22 protein-coding genes and 1 pseudogene are annotated in these 22,027 nt (G+C 36.0%); 15 read left to right on the top strand and 8 right to left on the bottom strand.

Translation table 11 applies throughout. The annotated features are described in order from the left end of the window. Positions 1-1,261, top strand: a 1,261-nt coding sequence (locus QZ276_RS07715) for a sodium:solute symporter (RefSeq protein ID WP_292486841.1), incomplete at its 5' end; no start/stop codon positions are given. Between the two features lie 17 nt (positions 1,262-1,278). Here the strand turns inward: QZ276_RS07715 and larA are convergent. The 3 genes from larA to QZ276_RS07700 are packed head-to-tail and all read right to left on the bottom strand — an operon-like array spanning position 1,279 to position 3,818. Next, positions 1,279-2,520 carry a nickel-dependent lactate racemase gene (larA, locus tag QZ276_RS07710; protein ID WP_292486839.1) on the bottom strand — a complete coding sequence of 414 codons (1,242 nt, stop codon included), beginning with the start codon at positions 2,518-2,520 and terminating at the stop codon, positions 1,279-1,281. 43 nt (positions 2,521-2,563) lie between these two features. Next, the gene (locus tag QZ276_RS07705; RefSeq protein WP_292486837.1) at positions 2,564-3,577 is read right to left on the bottom strand and encodes a histone deacetylase; all 1,014 of its coding nucleotides are present in this window, start codon (positions 3,575-3,577) and stop codon (positions 2,564-2,566) included. Positions 3,578-3,629: 52 nt separating this feature from the next. Next, a complete protein-coding gene (locus QZ276_RS07700; protein ID WP_292486835.1) occupies positions 3,630-3,818 on the bottom strand; it encodes a hypothetical protein in 189 nt (62 codons plus the stop codon). Positions 3,819-4,045: 227 nt separating this feature from the next. Here QZ276_RS07700 and QZ276_RS07695 point away from each other — a divergent pair, with 227 nt between their 5' ends. The 7 genes from QZ276_RS07695 to QZ276_RS07665 all read left to right on the top strand — a co-directional run bounded on the left by QZ276_RS07695 (position 4,046) and on the right by QZ276_RS07665 (position 10,506). Next, a complete protein-coding gene (locus tag QZ276_RS07695; protein ID WP_292486833.1) occupies positions 4,046-5,275 on the top strand; it encodes an amidohydrolase family protein in 1,230 nt (409 codons plus the stop codon). Between the two features lie 40 nt (positions 5,276-5,315). Next, a complete protein-coding gene (locus QZ276_RS07690; RefSeq protein ID WP_292486830.1) occupies positions 5,316-6,587 on the top strand; it encodes an acetyl-CoA carboxylase biotin carboxylase subunit family protein in 1,272 nt (423 codons plus the stop codon). A gap of 284 nt (positions 6,588-6,871) precedes the next feature. Further along, positions 6,872-7,018 (top strand): 50S ribosomal protein L40e, encoded by a 147-nt coding sequence (locus tag QZ276_RS07685; protein WP_292486828.1) that lies wholly within the window; start codon positions 6,872-6,874, stop codon positions 7,016-7,018. An 8-nt stretch (positions 7,019-7,026) separates the two neighbouring features. Further along, the gene (locus QZ276_RS07680; RefSeq protein ID WP_292486826.1) at positions 7,027-7,773 is read left to right on the top strand and encodes a geranylgeranylglyceryl/heptaprenylglyceryl phosphate synthase; all 747 of its coding nucleotides are present in this window, start codon (positions 7,027-7,029) and stop codon (positions 7,771-7,773) included. 31 nt (positions 7,774-7,804) lie between these two features. Next, positions 7,805-9,523 carry an ATP-binding cassette domain-containing protein gene (locus QZ276_RS07675; protein WP_292486824.1) on the top strand — a complete coding sequence of 573 codons (1,719 nt, stop codon included), beginning with the start codon at positions 7,805-7,807 and terminating at the stop codon, positions 9,521-9,523. A 135-nt stretch (positions 9,524-9,658) separates the two neighbouring features. Beyond that, positions 9,659-9,970, top strand: coding sequence for a phasin family protein (locus QZ276_RS07670; protein WP_292486823.1), 312 nt, complete (start codon positions 9,659-9,661; stop codon positions 9,968-9,970). 14 nt (positions 9,971-9,984) lie between these two features. Continuing rightward, on the top strand, positions 9,985-10,506 hold the full coding sequence (locus QZ276_RS07665) for a hypothetical protein (RefSeq protein ID WP_292486821.1): 522 nt from the start codon (positions 9,985-9,987) through the stop codon (positions 10,504-10,506). Between the two features lie 97 nt (positions 10,507-10,603). Here QZ276_RS07665 and QZ276_RS07660 read toward each other — a convergent pair whose 3' ends face one another. Further along, the gene (locus QZ276_RS07660) at positions 10,604-10,870 is read right to left on the bottom strand and encodes a DUF3303 domain-containing protein (protein WP_292486819.1); all 267 of its coding nucleotides are present in this window, start codon (positions 10,868-10,870) and stop codon (positions 10,604-10,606) included. 203 nt (positions 10,871-11,073) lie between these two features. Between QZ276_RS07660 and QZ276_RS07655 the strand changes: the two genes are divergently transcribed. The 3 genes from QZ276_RS07655 (at position 11,074) to QZ276_RS07645 (ending at position 14,307) form a co-directional block, all read left to right on the top strand. Beyond that, positions 11,074-12,753 carry an AarF/ABC1/UbiB kinase family protein gene (locus QZ276_RS07655; RefSeq protein WP_292486817.1) on the top strand — a complete coding sequence of 560 codons (1,680 nt, stop codon included), beginning with the start codon at positions 11,074-11,076 and terminating at the stop codon, positions 12,751-12,753. A gap of 168 nt (positions 12,754-12,921) precedes the next feature. Beyond that, a complete protein-coding gene (locus tag QZ276_RS07650; RefSeq protein ID WP_292486815.1) occupies positions 12,922-13,896 on the top strand; it encodes a DUF128 domain-containing protein in 975 nt (324 codons plus the stop codon). A 9-nt stretch (positions 13,897-13,905) separates the two neighbouring features. Then, positions 13,906-14,307 carry a DUF1284 domain-containing protein gene (locus QZ276_RS07645; protein ID WP_292486813.1) on the top strand — a complete coding sequence of 134 codons (402 nt, stop codon included), beginning with the start codon at positions 13,906-13,908 and terminating at the stop codon, positions 14,305-14,307. 16 nt (positions 14,308-14,323) lie between these two features. Here QZ276_RS07645 and QZ276_RS07640 read toward each other — a convergent pair whose 3' ends face one another. From QZ276_RS07640 to QZ276_RS07625, 4 genes are all read right to left on the bottom strand, one after another. Beyond that, positions 14,324-15,919, bottom strand: coding sequence for a glutamate synthase-related protein (locus QZ276_RS07640; protein ID WP_292486811.1), 1,596 nt, complete (start codon positions 15,917-15,919; stop codon positions 14,324-14,326). Between the two features lie 269 nt (positions 15,920-16,188). Continuing rightward, positions 16,189-16,542, bottom strand: a complete 354-nt coding sequence (locus QZ276_RS07635) for a hypothetical protein (RefSeq protein WP_292486809.1) — start codon at positions 16,540-16,542, stop codon at positions 16,189-16,191. A gap of 129 nt (positions 16,543-16,671) precedes the next feature. Beyond that, the gene (locus tag QZ276_RS07630) at positions 16,672-17,508 is read right to left on the bottom strand and encodes a M12 family metallo-peptidase (RefSeq protein ID WP_292486807.1); all 837 of its coding nucleotides are present in this window, start codon (positions 17,506-17,508) and stop codon (positions 16,672-16,674) included. Between the two features lie 157 nt (positions 17,509-17,665). After that, entirely contained in the window at positions 17,666-17,929 is a 264-nt protein-coding gene (locus QZ276_RS07625) for a hypothetical protein (protein WP_292486805.1), read from the bottom strand. 467 nt (positions 17,930-18,396) lie between these two features. Between QZ276_RS07625 and QZ276_RS07620 the strand changes: the two genes are divergently transcribed. From QZ276_RS07620 to QZ276_RS07605, 4 genes and pseudogenes are all read left to right on the top strand, one after another. Then, complete coding sequence (locus QZ276_RS07620; protein WP_292486803.1) at positions 18,397-18,582, top strand: MM0924 family protein; 186 nt, start codon at positions 18,397-18,399, stop codon at positions 18,580-18,582. Positions 18,583-18,843: 261 nt separating this feature from the next. Continuing rightward, positions 18,844-20,172 (top strand): type I glutamate--ammonia ligase, encoded by a 1,329-nt coding sequence (gene glnA, locus QZ276_RS07615; RefSeq protein ID WP_292486801.1) that lies wholly within the window; start codon positions 18,844-18,846, stop codon positions 20,170-20,172. Next, a complete protein-coding gene (locus tag QZ276_RS07610; RefSeq protein ID WP_292486799.1) occupies positions 20,169-20,663 on the top strand; it encodes a GNAT family N-acetyltransferase in 495 nt (164 codons plus the stop codon). The genes glnA and QZ276_RS07610 overlap by 4 nt, the downstream gene beginning before the upstream one ends. Positions 20,664-20,959: 296 nt before the next feature. Further along, positions 20,960-22,027: pseudogene (locus QZ276_RS07605) on the top strand (RNA-guided endonuclease InsQ/TnpB family protein); the annotation flags it as partial.

Raw genomic sequence — 22,027 nt, 5'->3', positions numbered from 1 at the left:
GGAATTTCTTGGTAAACGCTTCCAGTCACGTTTTATTCAGGGATTTTCAGGAGCACTGGTCGGTATATTCATGCCGCTTTATGCCGGTATAGTGTTGATCGGTGGAGCAAGGTTTGTTGAAACTGCTCTCTCAATTAATTACGATGTTGCTGTTTTAATACTGGCTATTATTATTGCAGCATATGTTATAACGGGGGGTTTAATCGCGGTAATGTATACCGATGCCCTTCAGGGTTCGCTTATGTTTATCGGTATGGGACTACTGCTTATTTTTACCTACATAAAACTTGGTGGTGTTACTGAAGCTCATCAGGCACTAACCAATATGGCATATCTTGTGCCTGAAAAGTTGGTTGCCAGCGGACACATGGGCTGGACTGCTATGCCTGAATTAGGTTCCCAAATATGGTGGACGGTTGTATCTACTTTTATACTCGGTGTAGGGATAGGCGTTCTTGCACAACCACAACTTGCAGTCAGGTTCATGACAGTTAGAAGCAGCAGTTCTCTGAACAAGGCAGTTCTTGTAGGTGGTCCTTTTATACTGATGATGGCAGGAGTAGCATATATTGTTGGTTCTCTTTCCAATGTTTACTTCTTTGATAACTTGGGAAAGATTGCACTTGAGGTTGCAAATGGTAATACCGACCTAATAATGCCAGAATACATAAACTCTGCTATGCCTGACCTTTTTGTAGTATTGTTCATGCTGACACTGTTATCAGCAGCAATGTCCACTTTAAGTTCTCAGTTCCATATAATGGGCACTTCTATAGGTCACGATTTTTATAAAGAATTCCTCAAGAAAGGAAAAGAAAAAACCACTTCAGATGTTGTTACAAAAATAGGTATTGCGGTTACCATTGTTGTGAGTGTAGTGCTTGCCTATGTGCTTCCAATAAGTATTATTGCAAGAGCAACGGCTATATTTATGGGTCTGTGTACTGCAGCTTTTTTGCCAATGTATATGGGTGCACTTTTCTGGAAGGGTATGACAAAAGAGGGAGCAATATCAAGCCTTATAGTCGGTACTTTCTCCAGTCTTTCCTGGCTTATATTTGTTCATGAAAAAGAGGCAGTTCCACTCGGCATAAGTCAGGCACTGTTTGGCAATGCTACTCTGCTTTCCGGTGTATGGACAGTAGTCGACCCGATATTGGTAGCAACACCAATTTCTTTGATAACAGCGGTAGTTGTAAGCCTTAAAACAAAACCACCCTCAAACAAACATTTGAAAAAGTGTTTCAACAAAATAAAATGAGAAATAAAAACAGGAAATCACTGGTTCATTGGCAGTGTTAAAATTCCATAAGGCATGACCTGTATACTGGCATCGGGTTTTTCTGCCAGTATATTGTCCAGTGCTTCCTGTATGCTTTTTTCCGGTTTGAAGAAAGCGTTTTTAGCATCTTCTTCCGGCATACTGGATACCAGATAAAGATTGAACTTTTTTGCCATTTTAGCAATATTTGCAGCTTTATGACCGCCAAGTTCAAAAGAACAGTTGAATTTTTCAATGGTCTCGTCAGGAGTTTCAAGTTCCCTTGTCCATTTTTCAAATACAGCATTTCCGAGACATTCCTGACATTTAGCTGAAAGGATTATTGATCCGCCTTCAACAGCTGCATTTTTTGCATTTTCGAGACCTTTAACTGCCTGATAAAGATTCAAGTCTTTTGGATACCCACCAGGGCTTACTACTACAATATCCGATGGTTCGACTTTGACCTTATAAATGCTGTCCAGGTATTCGACACCCTTTCTATGGGCTTCAATAACATCACCTGCAGTCGCATAAATTATATCTTTTTGACTGCTTAATACAACATTAAACAGAAAGTCAGCCCCTACCATCCGTGCTGCTTCCTCTATATCGGCTCTTACAGGGCTTTCTATCGCACCAGTGGTAGCCTTGTCATCTTTCATCATTTCGTGGTTTGTCATGACGGTTTTTTCAGAACTTACTGCTGGCAGGATTGCTTTTCCACCGCCGCTATATCCAGCATAATAATGAAATTCTATATTACCGGTGCATACAATCACATCAGAATCAAGCACTTCTTCAAAAATTTCTACTGGAGTTCCGTTACTTGTATCGCCGATATGTCTGCAGCGTTCCCTGTCATGCTCGATACATCTGACACGATTGTATATGTCTGAACCTACAAGCTTTTCCATTTCTTCTTCAGTCTGATTGCGGTGGAGACCAAGACCAAATACAATTGTTATATTTTCATCCTTTAGTCCTCCGCGATACAGTTCATTTAAAAGTGGGGGTAACATCTTTGATGTAGGAGCAGGACGAGTAGTATCGCTTACAAGCACTGCTACAGTTGATTCATCATCTACAATATCTGAAAGTCGTTTACTTTTTACCGGATTTTCCAGAGCTTTTTGCATTAAAGATGATTTATCTTCTGTAATTTCCGGTTCTTCTGGAACTATGACACGTGATAAATTTTTGTCTGGTATATCCAGAGTTAAACTGTCGTGCCCATACGGCAGTTTTATCGAACTCATGCAGAAAAAGAGGAGATTAATGTTATATATTATTTTTTGATTTTTAAATATTCCACCATTGCCTTTGTATTCCGATAATCTCATCCACCCTTTTCAATACGTTTTCTGAAACATTGTTTTTCTGAATTTCTGGTAGATGAGGTTCAGAATTTATAGCCATTATGACCTGATAGATAGATTCAGCCAGTTTTTCATGTTGGTATCCACCTTCTAACACCAATATAAACTGTTTGCAGGTAAGGTCGGCAATTCTTTTAATATATCCTGCCAGTGTAGCAAATCCTTCAGAAGTTAACTGCATGCCGCCAAGCATATCATTTTCCTGTGCATCCATCCCTGCAGATACCATGATTATGTCGGGCTGAAACTGCAATGCTACAGGCATAAATATTTTATCAAAAACATAGGCATACTCGTTATCAGTTGAACCGGCAAATAATGGAACGTTGATATTGTATCCTTCACCCTTTCCAAATCCGGTTTCATCCATCCATCCGGTACCCGGAAACCATGGATAGCGATGAATAGACATATACATTATCGTGGAATCTGAATAAAATGAATGTTGGCTACCGTTTCCGTGATGAACGTCCCAGTCGATTATAAGAACACGTTTCATTCCCTGTGATTGTGCATATTTTGCAGCAATGGCTACATTATTAAAAAGACAGAACCCCTTTGACCTATCGGATTCAGCGTGATGTCCGGGAGGTCGCACCAGTGCAAATGCGGAATTATTGGTATATGTTTCATTTACTGCTCTGATAGACCCACCGGCAGCAAGAAGTGCTGCACGATATGAATCCTTAGAAACAATAGTATCAGGGTCAAGAGGTATTTCATTGTTGCAATGATATTCAACTTTTTTAATATAATCTGGTGTGTGGATAGTTTGAATCTGGGAGATTTCAGCGGTATTTGGTTCTATTAAAGGGTGGTTTTTAAAAACATCTTGCTTTTCCAGATAATCTATAGCATGGCTGAGACGTATAGATGATTCAGGGTGGTTGCCAGTATTGTGTTTAAGATAATCCGGATGGTATATGATGGATGTCATAGTATTGTATAATTGTTATGAGTTTAGTAGAGTTTAATTTTTCCCATTATGTTCAGGAATATTTTCCAGTAAACAGGTTATATATTCCAGCGATAAGGAAACCGGCAACAATAAGCAATCCTACCAGATTAGGTAATAAAACCTGATTTTCCATAGAGGGAATATTGTTAAGCATTAATAGTCCGAACAATATAGCAAATGCAATCATAAAAAATAACATACCTGTTTGTACAGTACCCATTAAAACACCAAATTGTAAATAATAAAAAGCTAATAAAAAATTTGTCCTTTTTATTGTATAACCTAAAAAAATTTCCTACCGAAAAGTTAATTTGTGTATAGCGGTTTTATATATTGCAGATATTGAATTGAAATAATTTATGATACTGTTTCTAAAAATTGATATCGATTACATTTTCTGCGTTTTAACTTTCACGATATAAAGGTTTGGATAATATGGAGAATTCTGTGCAAACTGTTCTAAAAGGTGCTACTATCTTTGATGGGACAGATAATGGTTTTCATACTGATGCTTTGTTGGTATTTCAGGATGATGAAATTGTATATATTGGTTCACAAAAAGATTGTGATATAAAAATAAATGATGAATCATTGTTTTATGATGTATCTGGTCAATTTATAATACCGGGTTTAATAGATACCCATGTTCATCTGGATTTACATGGTTTTCCAGATACTTATCAGGAAAACCTTCTGGATGATAAATACAGGGCTATCCGTGCAGCTATAGATATGGAAAAGACTGTAAATTCAGGATTTACTACAGTTAGAAATGTGGGATCTGTAAATTATATAGATATTGCTGTAAAAAAAGCTGTCGAAGATGGGCTTATTGCGGGTCCACGTATATTGACAAGTGGTAAAATAATCTGTATGCAATCTTCTGGAAGTGAGTATTTTTCCGGTATGTATCGTGAAGCAGACGGGGTGGATGAAAACCGAAAAGCTGCACGTGAGCAACTTAAAGAAGGGATAGATTTTCTTAAAGTCATGGCAACAGGAGCAATAATGAATCCCGGAGGGATACCGGGTGCGCCACAGCTTGATGTCGAAGAAATAAGTGCAGTTGTAGATGAGGGTTTAAAACTGGGTATATATACAGCAGCTCATGCACACGGTTCAGAAGGTATTAAAAACGCAATCAAAGCAGGTGTCAGAACGATTGAACATGGAACACTGGCGGATGAACAAACGCTGAATATGATGAAAAATAACAATGTATATCTAGTATCTACTTTGTCATCAAATTATTTCATGGTACGAAAGGAAAATGAAGCTTTGATTCCAGATTTTATGCGCGAAAAGGCGGAAGAAGTAGCTCAGATGCGTAAAAATGTTATTCTTAAAGCGTTGGAAATAGGAGTTAAGGTTATTATGGGTACTGATGCCGGTACACCATTCAATTATCACGGAAACAATAGTATGGAACTTGTTAGATATGTTAGAGAAAACCTGATGACACCTGAACAGGCTATTATTGCATCAACCCGCACAGCTGCAGAGGCTATCGGTCTGGGTGATGTTACAGGTACACTTGAAGTTGGGAAATCTGCAGATTGTGTAATCCTTAATAAAAATCCACTGGAAGATATATCCTGCCTTCTGGAAACCCAAAATATCATTATGACTTTTAAGGAAGGTAATCCACAAAAGTGTTTGTGTGAATGGAACGTATAATATTTTCATATAAATTAAAAAACAATATGGGGATAAGTTATTGATAGACAATAAAAAGAAAATACTCATAATATGTGAGCAAAGTGATATCCATCTGATTATGGAAAGCTTCAACCATACTGATAACTACCAGATTAGTATAGAAACCACAGAAGATATTCTTGGGAGGGGTGTCACAAACGCTCTAAAGGACATCATCCAGCAAATCAACAATAATTCTGATATGTATGACGGAGTGGTGGGGACCCATGATTCATCTGCAGTTTTTGCATCGGTTATATGTGAACATACAGGTATGCCTAGTATTTCTGTTGAAGGAATGGTTAACTGTCAGAACAAATATATATCACGGCAATTACAGAAAAAGAGCATTCCTGAATACACTCCTAACTTTTGTCTGGATGAAGAGTATATCAGCAACTTGGAAAATTCTTTATCGGCATTTTCCAAACCGGTACGATCCAATGTATCATTTGCGGCTCAAAAAATTGATACTACCAAAGATTTACAGCAATTAATTAATGAATTTGGAGAGTACATCAAGGATTACAACCAGTATTATGTGGAATCACTATCATTGTCAAGTTATGATAATCCTGAAAACCTGTATACATGTAACAGGTTTTTATGCGAAGAACTAATTTTTGGTACCCAGGTAACTGCTGATTGTTATGTGTATAACCAGAAAGCACATGTTTTTGCACTTACAAAAGCAGCTTTTTTTGGTGATAAAATCAGTTTTTCCCATCATGAGTTTCCCTATCAGGTTTCACCTGATATAGAACAAAAAATCCACTATATTATTGATAAACTGGTAAAGAGTTTAAAACTTGACAACACTTTTATCAATGTAGAATTAAAAATTGATGAAAAAACCGGTAATGTATCTATTATCGAAGTTAATGCACGTATTGCTTTCCAGTTTGCAAAAACTATTGAAACCGTCAAAGGGTTTGATCCACTCCATTTAATCTGTAATCTGGCATCTGGAGAAGAACCCGATATTCACCCTGGATTTGCTCCTGTATATTCGATGTGTTACAATTTTGAACTGCGCAAATTTTCAGACAAGCTGGTAACAAAAATACCAGATGCGAGGAATATAGCCCGGATAAAAAAAATCTACCCTGGAGTTGAAATACGGAACCTCATTTTAAATGGGGGTAAGTTATCCGATTACAAACACAACCCTGAAAGTTACAGGTACTGTATACTTGATATTCCGGGTAACAACAAAGAGGAAATAATGGATAAATTTGAAGATATCAAAGCGATGTTGAATTATCGTTTTATGGATATTGAAGAAACTTAAAATCCTATGCAGGGACAAAGTTTTTGATTTTTATTCTAATAATAAATATCGAAAATTTTTAGTAGATAATGGTATAGTAAAGAATTTAGAGAGAGCTGTTAAGGCATCCATATGGAACCCCCCAAGATGTCAACCACTTTTTTACAGCTCTCTCCTATGTTGCCCCGTTTTACTTGTATTTGTTGATGACAAAAATCCAAAACAATTATATGCTTGAAAATAAATGTAGCCATCCATATAACCTACTTAAATTAAAGTACAATCATTAATATCAGGTGAAAACAATGGCAAGATTTCCAGAAGCTGAAAACAGGATACTCAATAAAACAATCTGTATGGATTGTAATGCAAGAAACGCTCCGAGAGCAGAACGCTGCAGAAAATGCGGCTATAAACATCTACGTGGTAAATCCAAAGACTCAAGAGGCTGATTTAATCAATGCAGGTTGAAAAGTACCTTAATGATATATCAAAAAATCAAGGTACAGTTCATTTAACACTCATAGACCCTGCATCCCAGTCTCCTGATGAAGCTGCAGAAATAGCACTTGCAGCAGCTAATGGTGGGTCTGATGCTATCATGGTAGGTGGTTCAATTGAAGCAGGTGGAGCACTTTTGGACCAGACTCTGATAAAAATCAGGGAAAAAACCAGTATTCCTACCATACTTTTCCCTTCCAATGCAGGTGGTGTAAGTGCTTATTCAGATGCAATATTTTTCATGAGCCTGTTAAACTCTCGGGATATAAATTATATAACCACAAATCAGGCAATGGGTGCTCCACTTGTTTATAAATTCGGTATTGAATCCATTTCTATGGCATATCTTATAATAGAACCCGGTGGTACTGTAGGATGGGTAGGGGATGCAAAATTAATTCCGAAAAACAAACCAGAAATAGCAGTATCATATTCACTGGCGGGTAAATATCTGGGGATGCATTATACCTACCTTGAAGCAGGATCAGGGGCTGATGAACCGGCGTCTCCCGAAATGATAAAAGCTGTCAAAAAAGTACTGGGAGATAATAAACTGATAGTAGGTGGAGGAATACGTGACCCTGAAACTGCAAGAGTATGTGTTAAAGCCGGTGCTGATATGATTGTGACCGGAACAGTTGTAGAAGAAACTTCTGATGTCGCCGCCAAGATTGAGGAAATTGTTTCGGCTATCAAAAATGAATAAAAATTTATTTTTTTGTTTTTGAGGTTTGCTTATGCTGAGATTGAGTAATGTTGTTAAAGATTATGAGATAGGTTCTGAAAAAAAACGCATCCTTGATGGTATAAATTTAGCAGTAAATGATGGTGAAATCCTTGGAATCACCGGAAGAAGTGGTAGTGGAAAAACAACATTACTTAGAATTATACGTGGTGTCGAAGATTTTGACGGCGGCATAATCGATTTAGATGGAAACGTGATAACACCTGAATCTGGTTATGATGGAAAAAGGTTTTTAAACCTTAATACTGCTATCCATCTTCAACGTTCTTTTGGATTATGGGCAGGACCTGCCATTGAAAATATAATCAGAAAACTAAATTTTTTTTACTCTGGTGATGAATCGCTTCCCTCAGAGGACTCGCCGTATTATGAAGATTTGTATAACACTGCACTATCATACCTAAAACTTGTCGGACTTGAGAATAAAGCTCTTCATTCATCCAATTTTTTAAGTGGTGGCGAAAAGCAGAGATTAATACTTGCCCGACAGCTTTCGGCAAAACCCAGAGCTTTACTCCTTGATGAACCGGTGACAATGACCGGACCCGATACCAAACAGGAGATACTTGATGTTATTAAATCCCTGAAAAACCGCCTGAACATACCAATTCTTGTGATATCACATCTTCCTGAAATACATATGTACCTTTCTGACCGTGTTATATATCTTGAAGACCAGAAGATTATCGATGAGGGCGAACCTGAAAATATGCTAAAAAATTTCCTCAAAAAATTACCACCAAGTATTGAACTTTCAGATGTCCATGATGAAAAGCCCTGTATAAAAGTACAGAATCTTTCCAGAAGATTATCACTGATACGCGTCGGAGAAGTCTTGAACATCAAAAATCTATCACTGGATATCAATGAAGGTGAAATAACAGCGTTTATAGGTTCATCGGGAGCGGGTAAAACCACACTGCTAAAAATGATAGAAGGTTTGCATGAGCCAGATAATGGTAAAATATGTTATCTCAATAATGGTGAATGGGTGGATATTTCTCATTATAGTTTACAGCGCATGGAACTCCGCCGCAAAATCAGCCTGATGCATCAGGAATTCATCCTCTCTCCTCATTCGACTCTGCGTGAACAGATAGCTTTTAAACTCAAAATCAAGAGACAAGGGGCTATCGGCTATGCAAGAAAAAAGGCTGATGAACTTGGTATTTCAGATGAATTGCTTGATCTTATCTATAAACTACCTGATATGTCAGAGGATGAAAAATCAGATATTTTACAAAAACTTGGTGTGACAGAAAATATCTATTATGAACTGTTCCCTGAAATAGAACAGGAAGATGTTGAATCATACGCCAGAGAGATATTTGATGCTCTTGATCTATCAATGGATGTACTTGATAAAACAACCTATCAGATGAGTGGGGGAGAACATGTAAGGGCTTTTATAGCACTTTCAATGTCAACTTCACCTGAAATTTTAATGCTTGATGAGCCATTCGGTGATCTTGATCCTATAACTCTTAGAGATGTGACAAATTCTCTAAAATCAATCAACAAAAATTTTGGAACAACAATTGTTCTTGTAAGCCATCATATGGATTTTGTAAATGAAGTTGCACATAGGGCTATACTGGTTAACAACGGCGGTATTGAAATGGACGGAGAACCTAATAAAGTCTGCCGTTATTTTATAAACCAGAGTAATGCTGTATACCTTAACCAGTCAATTAAAGACTTGGCAGAATAAACATCCCATAATTATAATTTATTTTTTGTTTTATTTTTCGATACATATTTACCTGATGACAAATAATTATTTTATGGGGGATTACTAATACTACATATTGTAAAACGTTTCTTCTTATTATGGGAGGTTTTGTTTATGATGGAAAATATGAAAAAATTAGCACTTATGGGAATTGGTGCATGGGCACTTACTGAAGAAAAAATAAATGAAACAGTTGAAGAACTTGTACAGAAAGGGGAGTTAAGCAGGGAAGAAGGCAAAGATTTAATAAATGAAATGATTGCTGAACGAAAAAAACAGAAAGAAGATATTGAAAACAAAATTTCTGAAAAAGTCCAGGAAACATTTGAACAATCCAATATTGCTACAAAAGAGGATTACAAAAACCTTGAAGAGAAGATAAACCAGCTTCAAAGCACACTTGAAGAATTAAAGGAAAAAAAATAACAGAGGATTTATATTTGCAAAATGCTGAACCTTCTTGGGATTTTTCCCCATCGCAGCCGGTAGTAGGCGATGTTTTAAAAATAAATGGAAAAACTTCCCCTGAATTCGAAGTAAATATTGTAATATCTTTTGAAAAAGATGTACCTGTTAAAGATGGGATGTATGAGTATATATTTAATAATGTGGATATACCATCTCCACCAAACCGTTATACAGTTACAGCCAAAAATGTGGAAAATGTCAAATTCAGCGTAAAGTTATTATTCTGGTTCACCAGGAAAAGAAAATCTTCGTCTGGAGTAGCAGTTTTTGAGGATTCAAATGTTCCTCCTGGAACTTATGATACAAAAATACACGGTAAAGCCAATCCTGGTGAATCCAGTGTTCGTCTGAATATTCAGGCATTACAAAAAATAAAAGCAGATTCTGGTGGTAACTTTAGTTTTAGTTATGATACTTCCGCCCTGCCGCCCGGGGATTTCACTCTGGAGGTCAATGATTCAGCTGTAAATGTAACTTTATATCCTAATAAATAATATTAAAAAAGTTCTTAAATTTCAATTAATAAAAGAATTTTAAATTTTAATATATAATAAATAAAGGGTATATTGATACCCATTAAACATTATTATATTATTGGTGTTTGTTCATGAGTTTCATGAATTCTGCTGATTCCATTACTGGAACGCAGTCTATTTCACATACATCGCTCCACGGCAGGTTGAATGCTCCATAAGATTCTGGATCATCGGTTTCAAAGAGTATAAAATATCTTCCCCCTGTCAAATCAACCCACTGGTTTTTGATGGTAATTCCTGATGGAACCTTTAATTCTTTAAAATGTTCCATAATTTCGTCTCTATTTTCAGGTTTCCATGTACTTATTGCCATAAATAACATTTAATTCACTCTCCCATATTTGTGTTATATAACACAAACACTTACATAATTAATTAGACTTTTAACGCATATATTTTTTTCTATTTATCGGCTTTTATTCTTAAGTATTATATCCTGATATTTATGTAGTAAGAGATAACATTAATTTTTATAACTGTAAGTCATTAATCATCTAATATTAATCAACCAATATAACTGAGAATATGGCTCCCGGAACATTTCGCAAATACCGAATGTTGAAAAGGTATAAAGATATCGTTGATATCCTCATAAAATATGAATTTGGGAATATAGTAGACCGAATGGGTCTTAGACCGTTTGGTTCTTTTAAATCAAGAGTTGGAAAAAGTGTAAAAAAAGGATACCGGTATTTAACCGGTCCTGAAAGAGCACGTATGGCTCTTGAAGAACTCGGTCCCACATATGTAAAACTGGGACAGATACTTAGTATGCGCCATGACCTAATACCTGCAAAATATGCCAATGAATTTGCAAAGCTTCAGGATAATGTTCCACCATTTGATTTTGAATCAGTAAAACGCATTATAAAAAACGACCTTGGTAAGGATGTGTCTGAGTTTTTTTCAGAATTTAGAGAAGAACCTATAGCATCCGCGTCCATTGGACAGGTTCATTATGCAAAACTGCTTAACGGGGATGAGGTTGCGGTTAAAGTACAGAGACCGGGTATAAGAAAAATCATAGAGTCTGACCTTGACATCATGTATAGTCTTGCTGGTTTTGCTGAACAGCATATAGAAAGTGCTGAGTTATACAAACCTACCGACATTGTTGATGAATTTTCAAAATCGATTCATGCTGAAATGGACTATGTAAGAGAAGCCACAAACATAGAGCGTTTTTCAAATAACCTAAAAGATGACCCAAATATCTATGTCCACAAGGTATACTGGGATTGTTGTGGCGAATATGTGCTTACAACAGAATATATCAGGGGTATTAAAGGGGATAATTTTGAAAAAATTGATAAATATGGGTTTGACAGGTACAAAATAGCTGAAAACGGCGGCAATTCATTCATGAAACAGGTCTTTGAAGATGGAGTGTTTCATGCTGATGCTCATTCAGGAAACGTTCTTATAATGTGGGACGGGAGAATAGCTCTTCTTGATTTTGGAATGGTGGGCTATTTACCAGATTATATCAGAAAGGGTCTTGTAGACACTCTAATTGCAATTGTGGAACGTGACACATCAAAGTATATCGAAATACTTAGAGAATTTGGCATGGTAGGTTATGATGTAGACACATCAAAATTAACCCTGGATATTGAATACATTCTGAATAAGTATTATGGAAGACCAATGTATCATATTGATGGCGCTGCCATGATTGAAGATATTGTTTCAGTACTTAGAAGAAATAGGGTTACAATTCCTGATAATCTGGCAATGTTGATAAAAGGAATGATGACAATTGCTGGTTTTGGGACTATGATGGCTCCTGGTTTTAATATAATACAGATTGCAGAGCCTTATGCCAAAAAATTAATGCATGAAAGGTTAAGCCCAAAAAACATATCAAAAACAGCTTTTAAAGACACCTGGGAATTAGGAAGGTTTTTTCACAAATTGCCCAAACAAATGTCAAATATTCTTACATCTGTACAGGATGGTGAAGCAAGGATTATTTTTAAACATGAAGGGATAGAGCCAGTCGTCTCAGAGATAAACGCTGCAAGCAATCGTTTGTCGTTTAGTCTTATCATTGCATCAATAATAATAGGTTCGTCACTGGTAATCCAAACTGGTTTGGGTCCGGTTATAGGGGGCATTCCTTTGCTTGGTCTTGCAGGATTTGTAATAGCGGGAGTATTTGGTATGGGACTTGTGATATATATCATCAGAAGTGGTAGTTTTTAATATCTTCTGCTGTAAAAATCTATAATTAGGAAAAAATAAATATAAATATTAACTGGCAAAATTGTATAATAATTAATATTTTCAACTTATAAATATAGTTTGTATGTATGTTTATATTGCCTTAGGTTATATATTGATGTGGAGAATTATCTTTCTGGATGTTTCAAAATGACAGATGCACTGATTGAGAGGAAACTTATTGAAATAATGCGTATCATAAGTGAAAGTGATAAACCGGTAGGTGCAAGATCCATAGCTGATGAATTAAACAACAGGGGTTATGGAATAGGAGAGCGTGCAGTTCGCTATCATTTAAGGATACTGGATGAAAGGGGATTTACCAAAAAAGAAGGATATTCGGGACGTGTAATTACAGAACTGGGGGAAAAGGAACTCAGGGATGCTCTTATAGGTGACCGTTTAAGTTTTGTAAGTACAAGAATAGAAGAACTAATGTATAGGATGAATTTTGATCCTGAAACAGGAGAAGGCAATGTTATTGTAAATATTTCTCTGGTTGATAATAATGACCTTGAGGATGCGCTGGAAATAATTAAAATTGTAACAGCAAAAAGTATTACAATAAGCCCGAGAATACAGATATTTGACGAGAATTCTGATTCAAAAATAGATGTACCGAAAGGGAAAACAGCTATTGCGACTGTTTGTAGTATAACAATTGACGGTATTCTGCTAAATCAGGGTGTTCCTGTCGAACCTGCATATGGCGGTACATTGAATATCAAAAACAATGAACCTGTTAATTTCCAAGACCTTATATCATACAGCGGAACTTCTATAGACCCGATAAAGATATTCATGAGCAGAAAAACAACATCTGTTCTGGATGTTCTGGATACAGGCACAGGAAAAATACTTGCCAATATGAGGACTATACCTGCATCAGCCTCTGAAAAAGCTCTTGATGTTATAAATAGGATTAATGCTTCAGAAATCGGGGGTGTCATAAGAACCGGTGAATCCGGTGAATATGTATTCGGAGCTCCGGTTGATTTTGGAATGTCTGGTATGCCAGTTTATGTAGGGACCAATGTTATCTGTGCAATTGAGGAAGCTGGAATAGATGTGGCTACGTATCCTGTTTCTACGGTACTTGAATACAGTAATATGTCAAAACTTTAATTTTTCAAGATGTTTCCGATTAAACTTCGAGCTCATCATCTGCTTTGTATTCAGGGCTTTCAGGGATATGGATACAGTCAATATTTTGTAAAGAACATGGAATATATTATAAACTGTCTGAATTCTCACGGTTCCTTGATAGAGATAATAACAGATTGTGATGTTATTTGTTCTTTCTGCCCTTATAACAAAAACGGAATATGTAAAATGAATTCTGTATCAGATTTTAAAAAACTGGATGAACTGGTAATCGATAAACTTGGTCTGGAAGAACATATGGTGATATCATCAGAATATGCATTTTCACTTGTAAACAAAAAACTGCAAAAAACTCTTGATGCAGATGAAGTGTGTGGTGGATGTATCTGGAAAGAGAAATGTCTCTGGTACCTTTCAAGAGAAACAGAATAAAAAAGTGACTGGAAGATTATTCTTCCAGTATCTGTTCTGCAACATCCCGGTATGCGTCCATTACATAATCTATGCCTGAGACCTTTGCAGCTTCTTCGGTGAGTGACATGAGGTCCTTGCGGTCTAGTTTTGAGATGTTGAATTTTCTTGAACCTGCCATCAGTTGTTGCAGACCGACTTTGGTTTTTTGTGCATAGGAATAAATTCCAAGTGCACCAAGCGGCATATTCTGCATCTCATTTTGACCATACCGCTCTTCAAGTTCTTCATAGTGTGGGAATATTTCATCTACCCTGTGACCGTACTCTGCTACGGTTTTTGGCAGGTTTTCTTCGTCAAGCCAGTTTCCAATATTCTTGCCTACCATGCCTGGTATCATTAGTGCACGGCCCATGCATACTGCTTTGAAGTATGGTGAACCCATTGCAAGAGCTTTATAGATACCGTCTTCACTGGAGAATCCTCCAGCCATTGCAAGGTCAGGAACTTTTTCACCTTTGTTGTTCAATTTATCTGCAAAATCATTAACAAGGGACTGTAAGTAGAATGCTGGAATGCCCCATTCTTCCATCATTGGCCATGGACTCATTCCTGTACCACCGGGTGCACCATCATAGGTAAGAAGGTCGACTTTTGCTTCAGATCCGTATTTCATAGCCATTGCGGCTTCGGTCATTGAATATGCACCAGTTTTCAGAGTTACACGGTCAAATCCGATGGAATGCAGATAATCTATTTGTTCGAGGAATTCTTCTTTATCTACAAAACCAAGTCTTGAGTGTCTCTCGAATTCTCTTATTGCACCGACTTTATAAGCTTCCTGTACCGATGACAGTTCAGGGTCAGGTGTTACAATATATCCACGTCTTTTCAGTTCAAGTGCACGGTCAAGTGTTTTGACTTTAATTTCTCCACCGATACATTTGGCACCCTGTCCCCATTTTATTTCAATTGTATCCATGTTGTGTTTACTGGCAAGATATTCAGCAACACCAAGGTTTGTATCTTCCACGTTAAGCTGGACAAGCATTTCTCCATAGCCTTCATGATACCTATTGTAGGCTTCGATTCTGCGGTCCATTTCTGGTGATTCCTTAACTTTTCCTTCACCATCGAATTTGAGTTCGGGGTCTACACCGCAGACGTTTTCTCCGCATACGAGGGTGATACCAGAGATAGCAGCACCTACAGCAAAGTGTTCCCAGTTCTTTCTTGCTATATCAGTGGAACCAAGTGCACCAGTAAACATCGGTACTGACATTCTTACTTTTTTGTTCCATCCGTATTCGGTTTCTGTATCGGCGTTTGGGAATCTTGCTGTATCAGGACTTGCTTCCATCCCTTCAGGAAGCCCTTGGGCACCGACTGCATATCCCTGTATGTTAAGATGTGAGTAATCTACTGGATAATCTTTATCTGCACCGGCAGTCATCTCTCCGAAAGGACCTGGATACAGTACTTCTCGCCCTCTAAATGATGATTTAAAAATTTCACAATTTCCCCGGCATCCGTCTACACAGCGAGTGCATATACCAGACATCGGTGCTACACTTTTAGAACGGTTGAATGTTCTTGTTGCTTCATTTGCATTTGGCTGTCTTAGGTTTCCCATATAATCCCTTTTGTGTGTTTGTAATTATAGTTATCTTATATCACTGCGATTGTCATCCACACAGTAAACGGCAATTAACTGGGGTGTAATTTTATATAAATTTTATTGTTTAAAAGGCTTTGACCATAAAGTCGGGCTGACCATAAAGTAACCATTCTGACTATAAAGTTGACAATTATCAGGGTTTATTGACCATAAAGTTAACAATCTTTTCAAAATGTAAGACTAAATGTAAAACAACCAAAAAGTTAAGTTTTTAGCAAAACAAGTTATAAACCATCAGGGTAACTTACTTCCAGGTCGAAATGTAACTGGTAAAAAGAACCATTATACATTATGTATTTATCACTTTCATAAGAGGGTAGAGTATTAAAGAAATTATTCAATCTATTATATTCAGATTTGTTTATTTCAATTTCATTATCACTTTCATTATTTAATACCCTTTTAAGCTGTGGATATTTATCCAATTCTTCTTCTTCTGCAATTTTGGTGTAATTTTCTGGTGTAATCTCTGCTTTTTGTGCAACTATGCCATAATAGCGGTCTGCTGATGATTTAGATGCATAGTAATCATATATATGACCAATAGAAGCTACCAAGATAATGGAAATTGCAAGCATTATGACTATCCATTTAATACTGTTCTTTTTTTTCGTTCATAGACAACCCTAAATAACACCCAGTTATTAAAGATAATTATCTTATTATAAATAGAGTATAACTAAAAATTAAAAATTACAAGTTATAAATCATCTATAACTTGCAACAACGTCTTTATTTTGTATAATGATACCTAAGTTATCATGGTCTTCATCTCCATGATTATCGTCAGATGAAAATTCAAGTTCCATATATTCACTGGTATTGTCACTGAAAGGGCTCCACATAGTGGTATAATGGTTTAGGTTTGGAGTAGTCCATTGATAAGCTTCGTCATGTTCGCATCCAAAGTTATGACCTGTTTCATGTGCAGTTAAAAGACACCTATCTTGATAGTCAGCTGAATAACAACCAAATGGGTTTGCTATCATTTGAGCTACTCCATGTGCTTGACTATCATCCCCATTATAAGAATCGGCGCGCCCAATAGTATCATCTTCAAAATTCTTGCCATAGAATAAGAATGCTAAATCACTATTTGTTATATCTCTATATTCTGGAATTTCGTCTTCAAAGAAATGTAATATTTCAGATGTAGTTCCTTGAAGAATATCACTAAATTGTTTGTAGCTCGTGATTTCCAATGTTACACCTGCTGCTGAATATGCATCATCATTAATTTCATTCACCATACTTGAAATTTCTGTTTCCGGTTCAGAGAACAAATTGTTGAAATCCGGACCATAAGCTGGAAGAAAATCAATTGTATAAGTTGTGCTAGATGTTGTTAAAGTATCACTTGAAGAAACTGTAGTTTGCAGAGATGTTGTTTCGCCATCTATATCATCCATGGATATAGATGTAGATTTATTACTCTCCTTTATGTCACTTAATTTATATGATACATGAATTACTTTTCCATTGTTTTCTTTATTTGTCTGATCTATAATGTAAGTTTCATTTTCCACATCTACACTTCCAACCATTACATTATTAGATACAGTTAATGTAACGTCACTATTTTTGTTATCAATGACCTTTCCCTGATAAGTATTGATATCGGGGATTTCTTTACCATAGATTCCAGATTCATTCTTGAATAAAAGTTTGGCATCATCATTTACAATAGAAACTTCATGAAGTTTAATGTTTAGTTTTTTTTCCAGATAGCGTTAATTTTACTTTTTTGTCATCTTTAAAAGATTTTATCACATGATTTGGGTTTGTTGTTACGGTGTCAAATTTATTCAAGTATTCATTATGTCGTAGTGTTTCTTTACCAATGTCTACTTTTTCTACATTATTGGTTTCATTTCCTTTTGCAAGTGCTATACTTGGTACGAAAAATGCATTTAGTAATATTACAATTCCAGATACTGTGCATGTATTCTTTTTTGTAATTTTCATATTTTCCCCTTTTAATTTGGCTTTTGTTGAACATCTTTATTTGATGTTAACATACCAATCTAATGCTTTTACATTGTAAAAAATTTATGACCAAACCGTCAAACTGTCATTTTGTTGAATTCAGAAATATAATTAAATAGAGTAAGATGAAACCAAAAATCTGTTCTGTATGTATTTTTTATCTTTAATCGTTAAATAATTGTTTTTAAGTTAGATTAAAAAATATCGTTTAGCCGGTAGCCTGTTTCCTGACCGTTTCTGACCATAAAGTCATCCATCTGACTATAAAATAGAGGGGTTTATGGTCAAAGCCTGTTTAAAAGGCTTTACCAAAGTCCCAATATTTTTAAGCGAGTTCATTTGATTCACTTAGTATCAAAATTAAGAAACTTTGTTTCTATAAATTAATTAAAGATGAAAGATAATAGTTTAATTGTCTAAATTATTTAATGATAGGGGGTTTAAGATTGGAAGAAGCATTTATAACTAAATATTATATAGAGAAAAAAGTATCACTTGATGCTGAAGGTAAAACATATCATGGTACAGTTGCTGAATGTAATGATGGTGTACTAAGCCTGAAGTGGGATACTGAAGACGAATACACCCATATAGAAATTGAAAAAATAACCGCTATTTGGAAAAGAATGTAAGTTTAATGGAATAAATCTAAACACTAATTAATTAGTTTCAATGTCTTTACTCAAGCATTGTTTTTATTTTTTATTTTTTGAATTGGTTAACTTTTTTGTTATTATATAACATATTTATTTTTTTAATTAATTTTATATATTATAAAGTCGACATATAGTTACCGACTACCTATAAATAATAATGGATGTATTACCATAATAAATAAAAAATATACAAACATTTAATAGAATAAATTAAATAAAGTAAAAGCGGGAGATTGAATGAACATCCATACTAAAGAAGATGTAATAAAGGCTATAGAGCAGTACGATGTAAAGTTTATCCGGTTACAGTTTTCGGATATACAGGGAATTGTCAAGGATGTGGAAATACCAGTAACCCAAATAGAAAAAGCTCTGAATGAAGGTATTTCTTTTGATGGGTCATCCATTGAAGGCTTTGTAAGGATAGATGAATCAGACATGGTACTAAAGCCTGATGTTTCAACATTTGCAATCCTTCCATGGAACCAAGAGAAAGGTGTAGTTGCACGGATGATATGTGATGTCCATTTACCAAATGGCGAACCTTTTGAGGGTGACCCAAGATACGTACTTAAAAAAATGCTCAGAGAAGCAAAAGAAATGGGTTACGAGTTCAATGTAGGTCCAGAACTTGAATTTTTCATGTTTAAAAAAGAAAATGGTGAAGCAACAACAAAACCTCATGATTTTGGAAGATATTTTGAATTCGCTCCTGCTGACCTTGCAGAAGATATACGTAGAGACATCGTATTGACTCTTAGTGACCTGAATTTTGACATCGAAGCATCCCATCATGAAGTTGCTTTCGGACAACATGAAATTGATTTCAAATACAGCGATGCACTAACAACTGCTGATAATGTAATGACCTTTAAATACGTCACAAGGACAATTGCAAAATTACATGGACTACATGCAACCTTTATGCCAAAGCCTATCTATGGTGAAAATGGTTCTGGTATGCATGTAAATCTTTCATTGTTTGGAAAAGATGGTAATGCTTTCTACAATCCCAATGGAGACATGGAAATTAGCGATATTGCCCGCTGGTTTGTTGGTGGAGTATTAAGGCATATAAGAGGAATAACTGCAGTTACCAATCCAATAGTCAATTCCTATAAACGTCTTGTACCGGGTTATGAGGCACCGGTTTATATATCATGGTCGGGAGCAAACAGGACTTCATTAATCCGTATACCTGCTGCACGTGGAAACAGTACACGATTAGAACTCAGGAACCCTGACCCGTCATGTAATCCCTATATTGCCTTTGCAGCAATACTTGGTGCAGGTCTGGAAGGTATCAGGGAGAAAATTGATCCTGGAAAAATGGTTGAATCCAATATATTTGAGTTAAGTGACCAAGAACGTGCCAGATTAAATATTGATACTTTGCCTTCCATGATAAATGAAACAGCAAGTCATCTGGAAAAAGATGAGCTTCTCAGGGATGTACTCGGTCCTCATGTACACAACAATATTTTAAGAATTGCAAAAGCTGAATGGGAAGATTACCGGATACAGGTACATGATTGGGAAGTCAACAGATATTTGAATTCTATATGATTTGCACTTTAAATATACGTGAAGCATATCAGGATGATTTTCATCGGATTCACAGGTTCATGGAACTTGTGAACGATGATTTTTTTCCACCTCTTGATAAAAGAGAAAAAAGAATAGATGAGCGAATACAACAAACTATTTTCAATACCAATTCTGGTTACCTTATTGCAGAATCTGGAACTGAGGATACTTATTGTTTTATAACGGGTCTTATTGGATTCGAAAAATACTGGAAAGGCGAAAATGATGCTTACATCAATTTTCTGGCTGTACATCCTGAATACAGAGGTATAGGTTTAAGTTCTAAAATTGAAAAGCAACTTGAATCAAAACTTAAACAGGATGGTATTTTGTACATAAATGTGTGCACATGGTCTACAAACAAATCTGTTTTAAAATTTTATGAAAAAATGGATTACCAGATAAACTGTGTTTTAAAAAATGATAGAGGAAATGGTATAGATACTATTTATTATTACAAATGCTTATGATTTACTAAATTTTTAATTTTCAACTGGTTTTTGCCAGATATACTTGTATTAAACAATATAAAAATAATAAATTTGAACCATTTAATCGGTGATCCTTTGTCAGTAGTATTGTAAACTACTAATGCATGTCCTTTTTCTGCCATATCCGTATATAATTTAATCTTTGATTTAAAGATATCTTAAAACTTGGTTTAAAGAGTGAGGAATGCGTCCAAACTTAAATTTACCATTAATGACCAGCAGTGACATCTTTGATTTATAATTATTTTATATGTGTATGGCATATTAGGGATATCATACTCCTGACGCTGAATGTTAAACTGAATCCCGATAGAGGACAATGCGCTAAACTATTGACAACCATGGAAAAGTTCAATGAGGCCTGCAACTATGATTCTGAGATTGCATGGTTCAACAAAAAGTTTGGTAAAACCGGGATTAAGAAATTGATTTATTATAATATCAAGCAGAGATACAGTCTATCTGCTCAGTTGACTGTCAGGGCAATCGCTAAAGTAGCTGAAAGCTACAGCAACGACAGAAAAACAATACATAAATTCGATAAAAGGGGAGCTGTGGTCTACGACCAAAGAGTACTGTCGTTCAAAAATAACGATGCTGTGTCCATACTTACTCTGGATGGTCGTGAGAAGATTAGCATCTCTTATGGTGATTTTCGACCTCTGGGTAAAAACAAAATCCGAGGTCAAACAGACCTGATTTACGATGATGATAACTTTTACCTGATGCTTGTGATGGAAGTGGATGAAAACGAAGTCAGGTACAACGATGACGTTCTGGGTGTAGACCTGGGTGTAGCCAATATAGCAACCACTTCTGATAATAAAGTTTGCAAAGGCACAAAAGCTGATAAGGTTAGAGAACGATATACAAGCCTGAAATCTAGATTACAATCTAAAGGCACGTGGTCCGCCAAGAAACATCTCAAGAATATCTAAAAAGGAACGCCGGTTCAAACGCGACCTGAACCATTGGGTTGCCAAACAGTTGGTCAAACGCGCTAAAGACACTTCCCGGGCTATAGCTTTAGAAAGTCTTAAAGGGTTCCGCCCGGAGGCTACGGTTACTAAAGCGCAGAAAGATAGGTTGGGTAAATGGGCATTCTCTGAACTGACCGATTTCATCCTATACAAAGCAAAACTTGAAGGAGTACCAGTTATAATTATCAACCCGATGTATACTTCTCAGCAGTGTTCTGAGTGCGGGTACATCGATAAAAATAACCGTCAGAAACAGGCTAACTTCAAGTGTAAGAGATGCGGTCATAAAAAGAATGCTGATTACAATGCTTCGAAGAATATTGCGCACAGGGGAGCTGTCAGCCTTCCTAATGTCCTCCGCTT

This window comes from Methanohalobium sp., from assembly GCF_018609725.1.
Lineage (GTDB): Archaea > Halobacteriota > Methanosarcinia > Methanosarcinales > Methanosarcinaceae > Methanohalobium.
The sequence above is the reverse complement of the archived record's forward strand: the minus strand, read 5'-3'. Positions and strand labels throughout refer to the sequence as shown.

Excerpts from the sequence above, each read along its gene's own strand:
- QZ276_RS07625 (WP_292486805.1), bottom strand. The coding sequence starts at position 17,929 with ATGAAAATTACAAAAAAGAATACATGCACAGTATCTGGAATTGTAATA.
- QZ276_RS07655 (WP_292486817.1), top strand. The coding sequence starts at position 11,074 with ATGGCTCCCGGAACATTTCGCAAATACCGAATGTTGAAAAGGTATAAA.
- QZ276_RS07630 (WP_292486807.1), bottom strand. The coding sequence starts at position 17,508 with ATGGTTGGAAGTGTAGATGTGGAAAATGAAACTTACATTATAGATCAG.
- QZ276_RS07705 (WP_292486837.1), bottom strand. The coding sequence starts at position 3,577 with ATGACATCCATCATATACCATCCGGATTATCTTAAACACAATACTGGC.
- QZ276_RS07645 (WP_292486813.1), top strand. The coding sequence starts at position 13,906 with ATGTTTCCGATTAAACTTCGAGCTCATCATCTGCTTTGTATTCAGGGC.
- QZ276_RS07660 (WP_292486819.1), bottom strand. The coding sequence starts at position 10,870 with ATGTTATTTATGGCAATAAGTACATGGAAACCTGAAAATAGAGACGAA.
- QZ276_RS07670 (WP_292486823.1), top strand. The coding sequence starts at position 9,659 with ATGATGGAAAATATGAAAAAATTAGCACTTATGGGAATTGGTGCATGG.
- QZ276_RS07635 (WP_292486809.1), bottom strand. The coding sequence starts at position 16,542 with ATGCTTGCAATTTCCATTATCTTGGTAGCTTCTATTGGTCATATATAT.
- QZ276_RS07675 (WP_292486824.1), top strand. The coding sequence starts at position 7,805 with ATGCTGAGATTGAGTAATGTTGTTAAAGATTATGAGATAGGTTCTGAA.
- QZ276_RS07680 (WP_292486826.1), top strand. The coding sequence starts at position 7,027 with ATGCAGGTTGAAAAGTACCTTAATGATATATCAAAAAATCAAGGTACA.
- QZ276_RS07685 (WP_292486828.1), top strand. The coding sequence starts at position 6,872 with ATGGCAAGATTTCCAGAAGCTGAAAACAGGATACTCAATAAAACAATC.
- larA (WP_292486839.1), bottom strand. The coding sequence starts at position 2,520 with ATGAGTTCGATAAAACTGCCGTATGGGCACGACAGTTTAACTCTGGAT.
- QZ276_RS07610 (WP_292486799.1), top strand. The coding sequence starts at position 20,169 with ATGATTTGCACTTTAAATATACGTGAAGCATATCAGGATGATTTTCAT.
- QZ276_RS07650 (WP_292486815.1), top strand. The coding sequence starts at position 12,922 with ATGACAGATGCACTGATTGAGAGGAAACTTATTGAAATAATGCGTATC.
- QZ276_RS07640 (WP_292486811.1), bottom strand. The coding sequence starts at position 15,919 with ATGGGAAACCTAAGACAGCCAAATGCAAATGAAGCAACAAGAACATTC.
- QZ276_RS07700 (WP_292486835.1), bottom strand. The coding sequence starts at position 3,818 with ATGGGTACTGTACAAACAGGTATGTTATTTTTTATGATTGCATTTGCT.
- glnA (WP_292486801.1), top strand. The coding sequence starts at position 18,844 with ATGAACATCCATACTAAAGAAGATGTAATAAAGGCTATAGAGCAGTAC.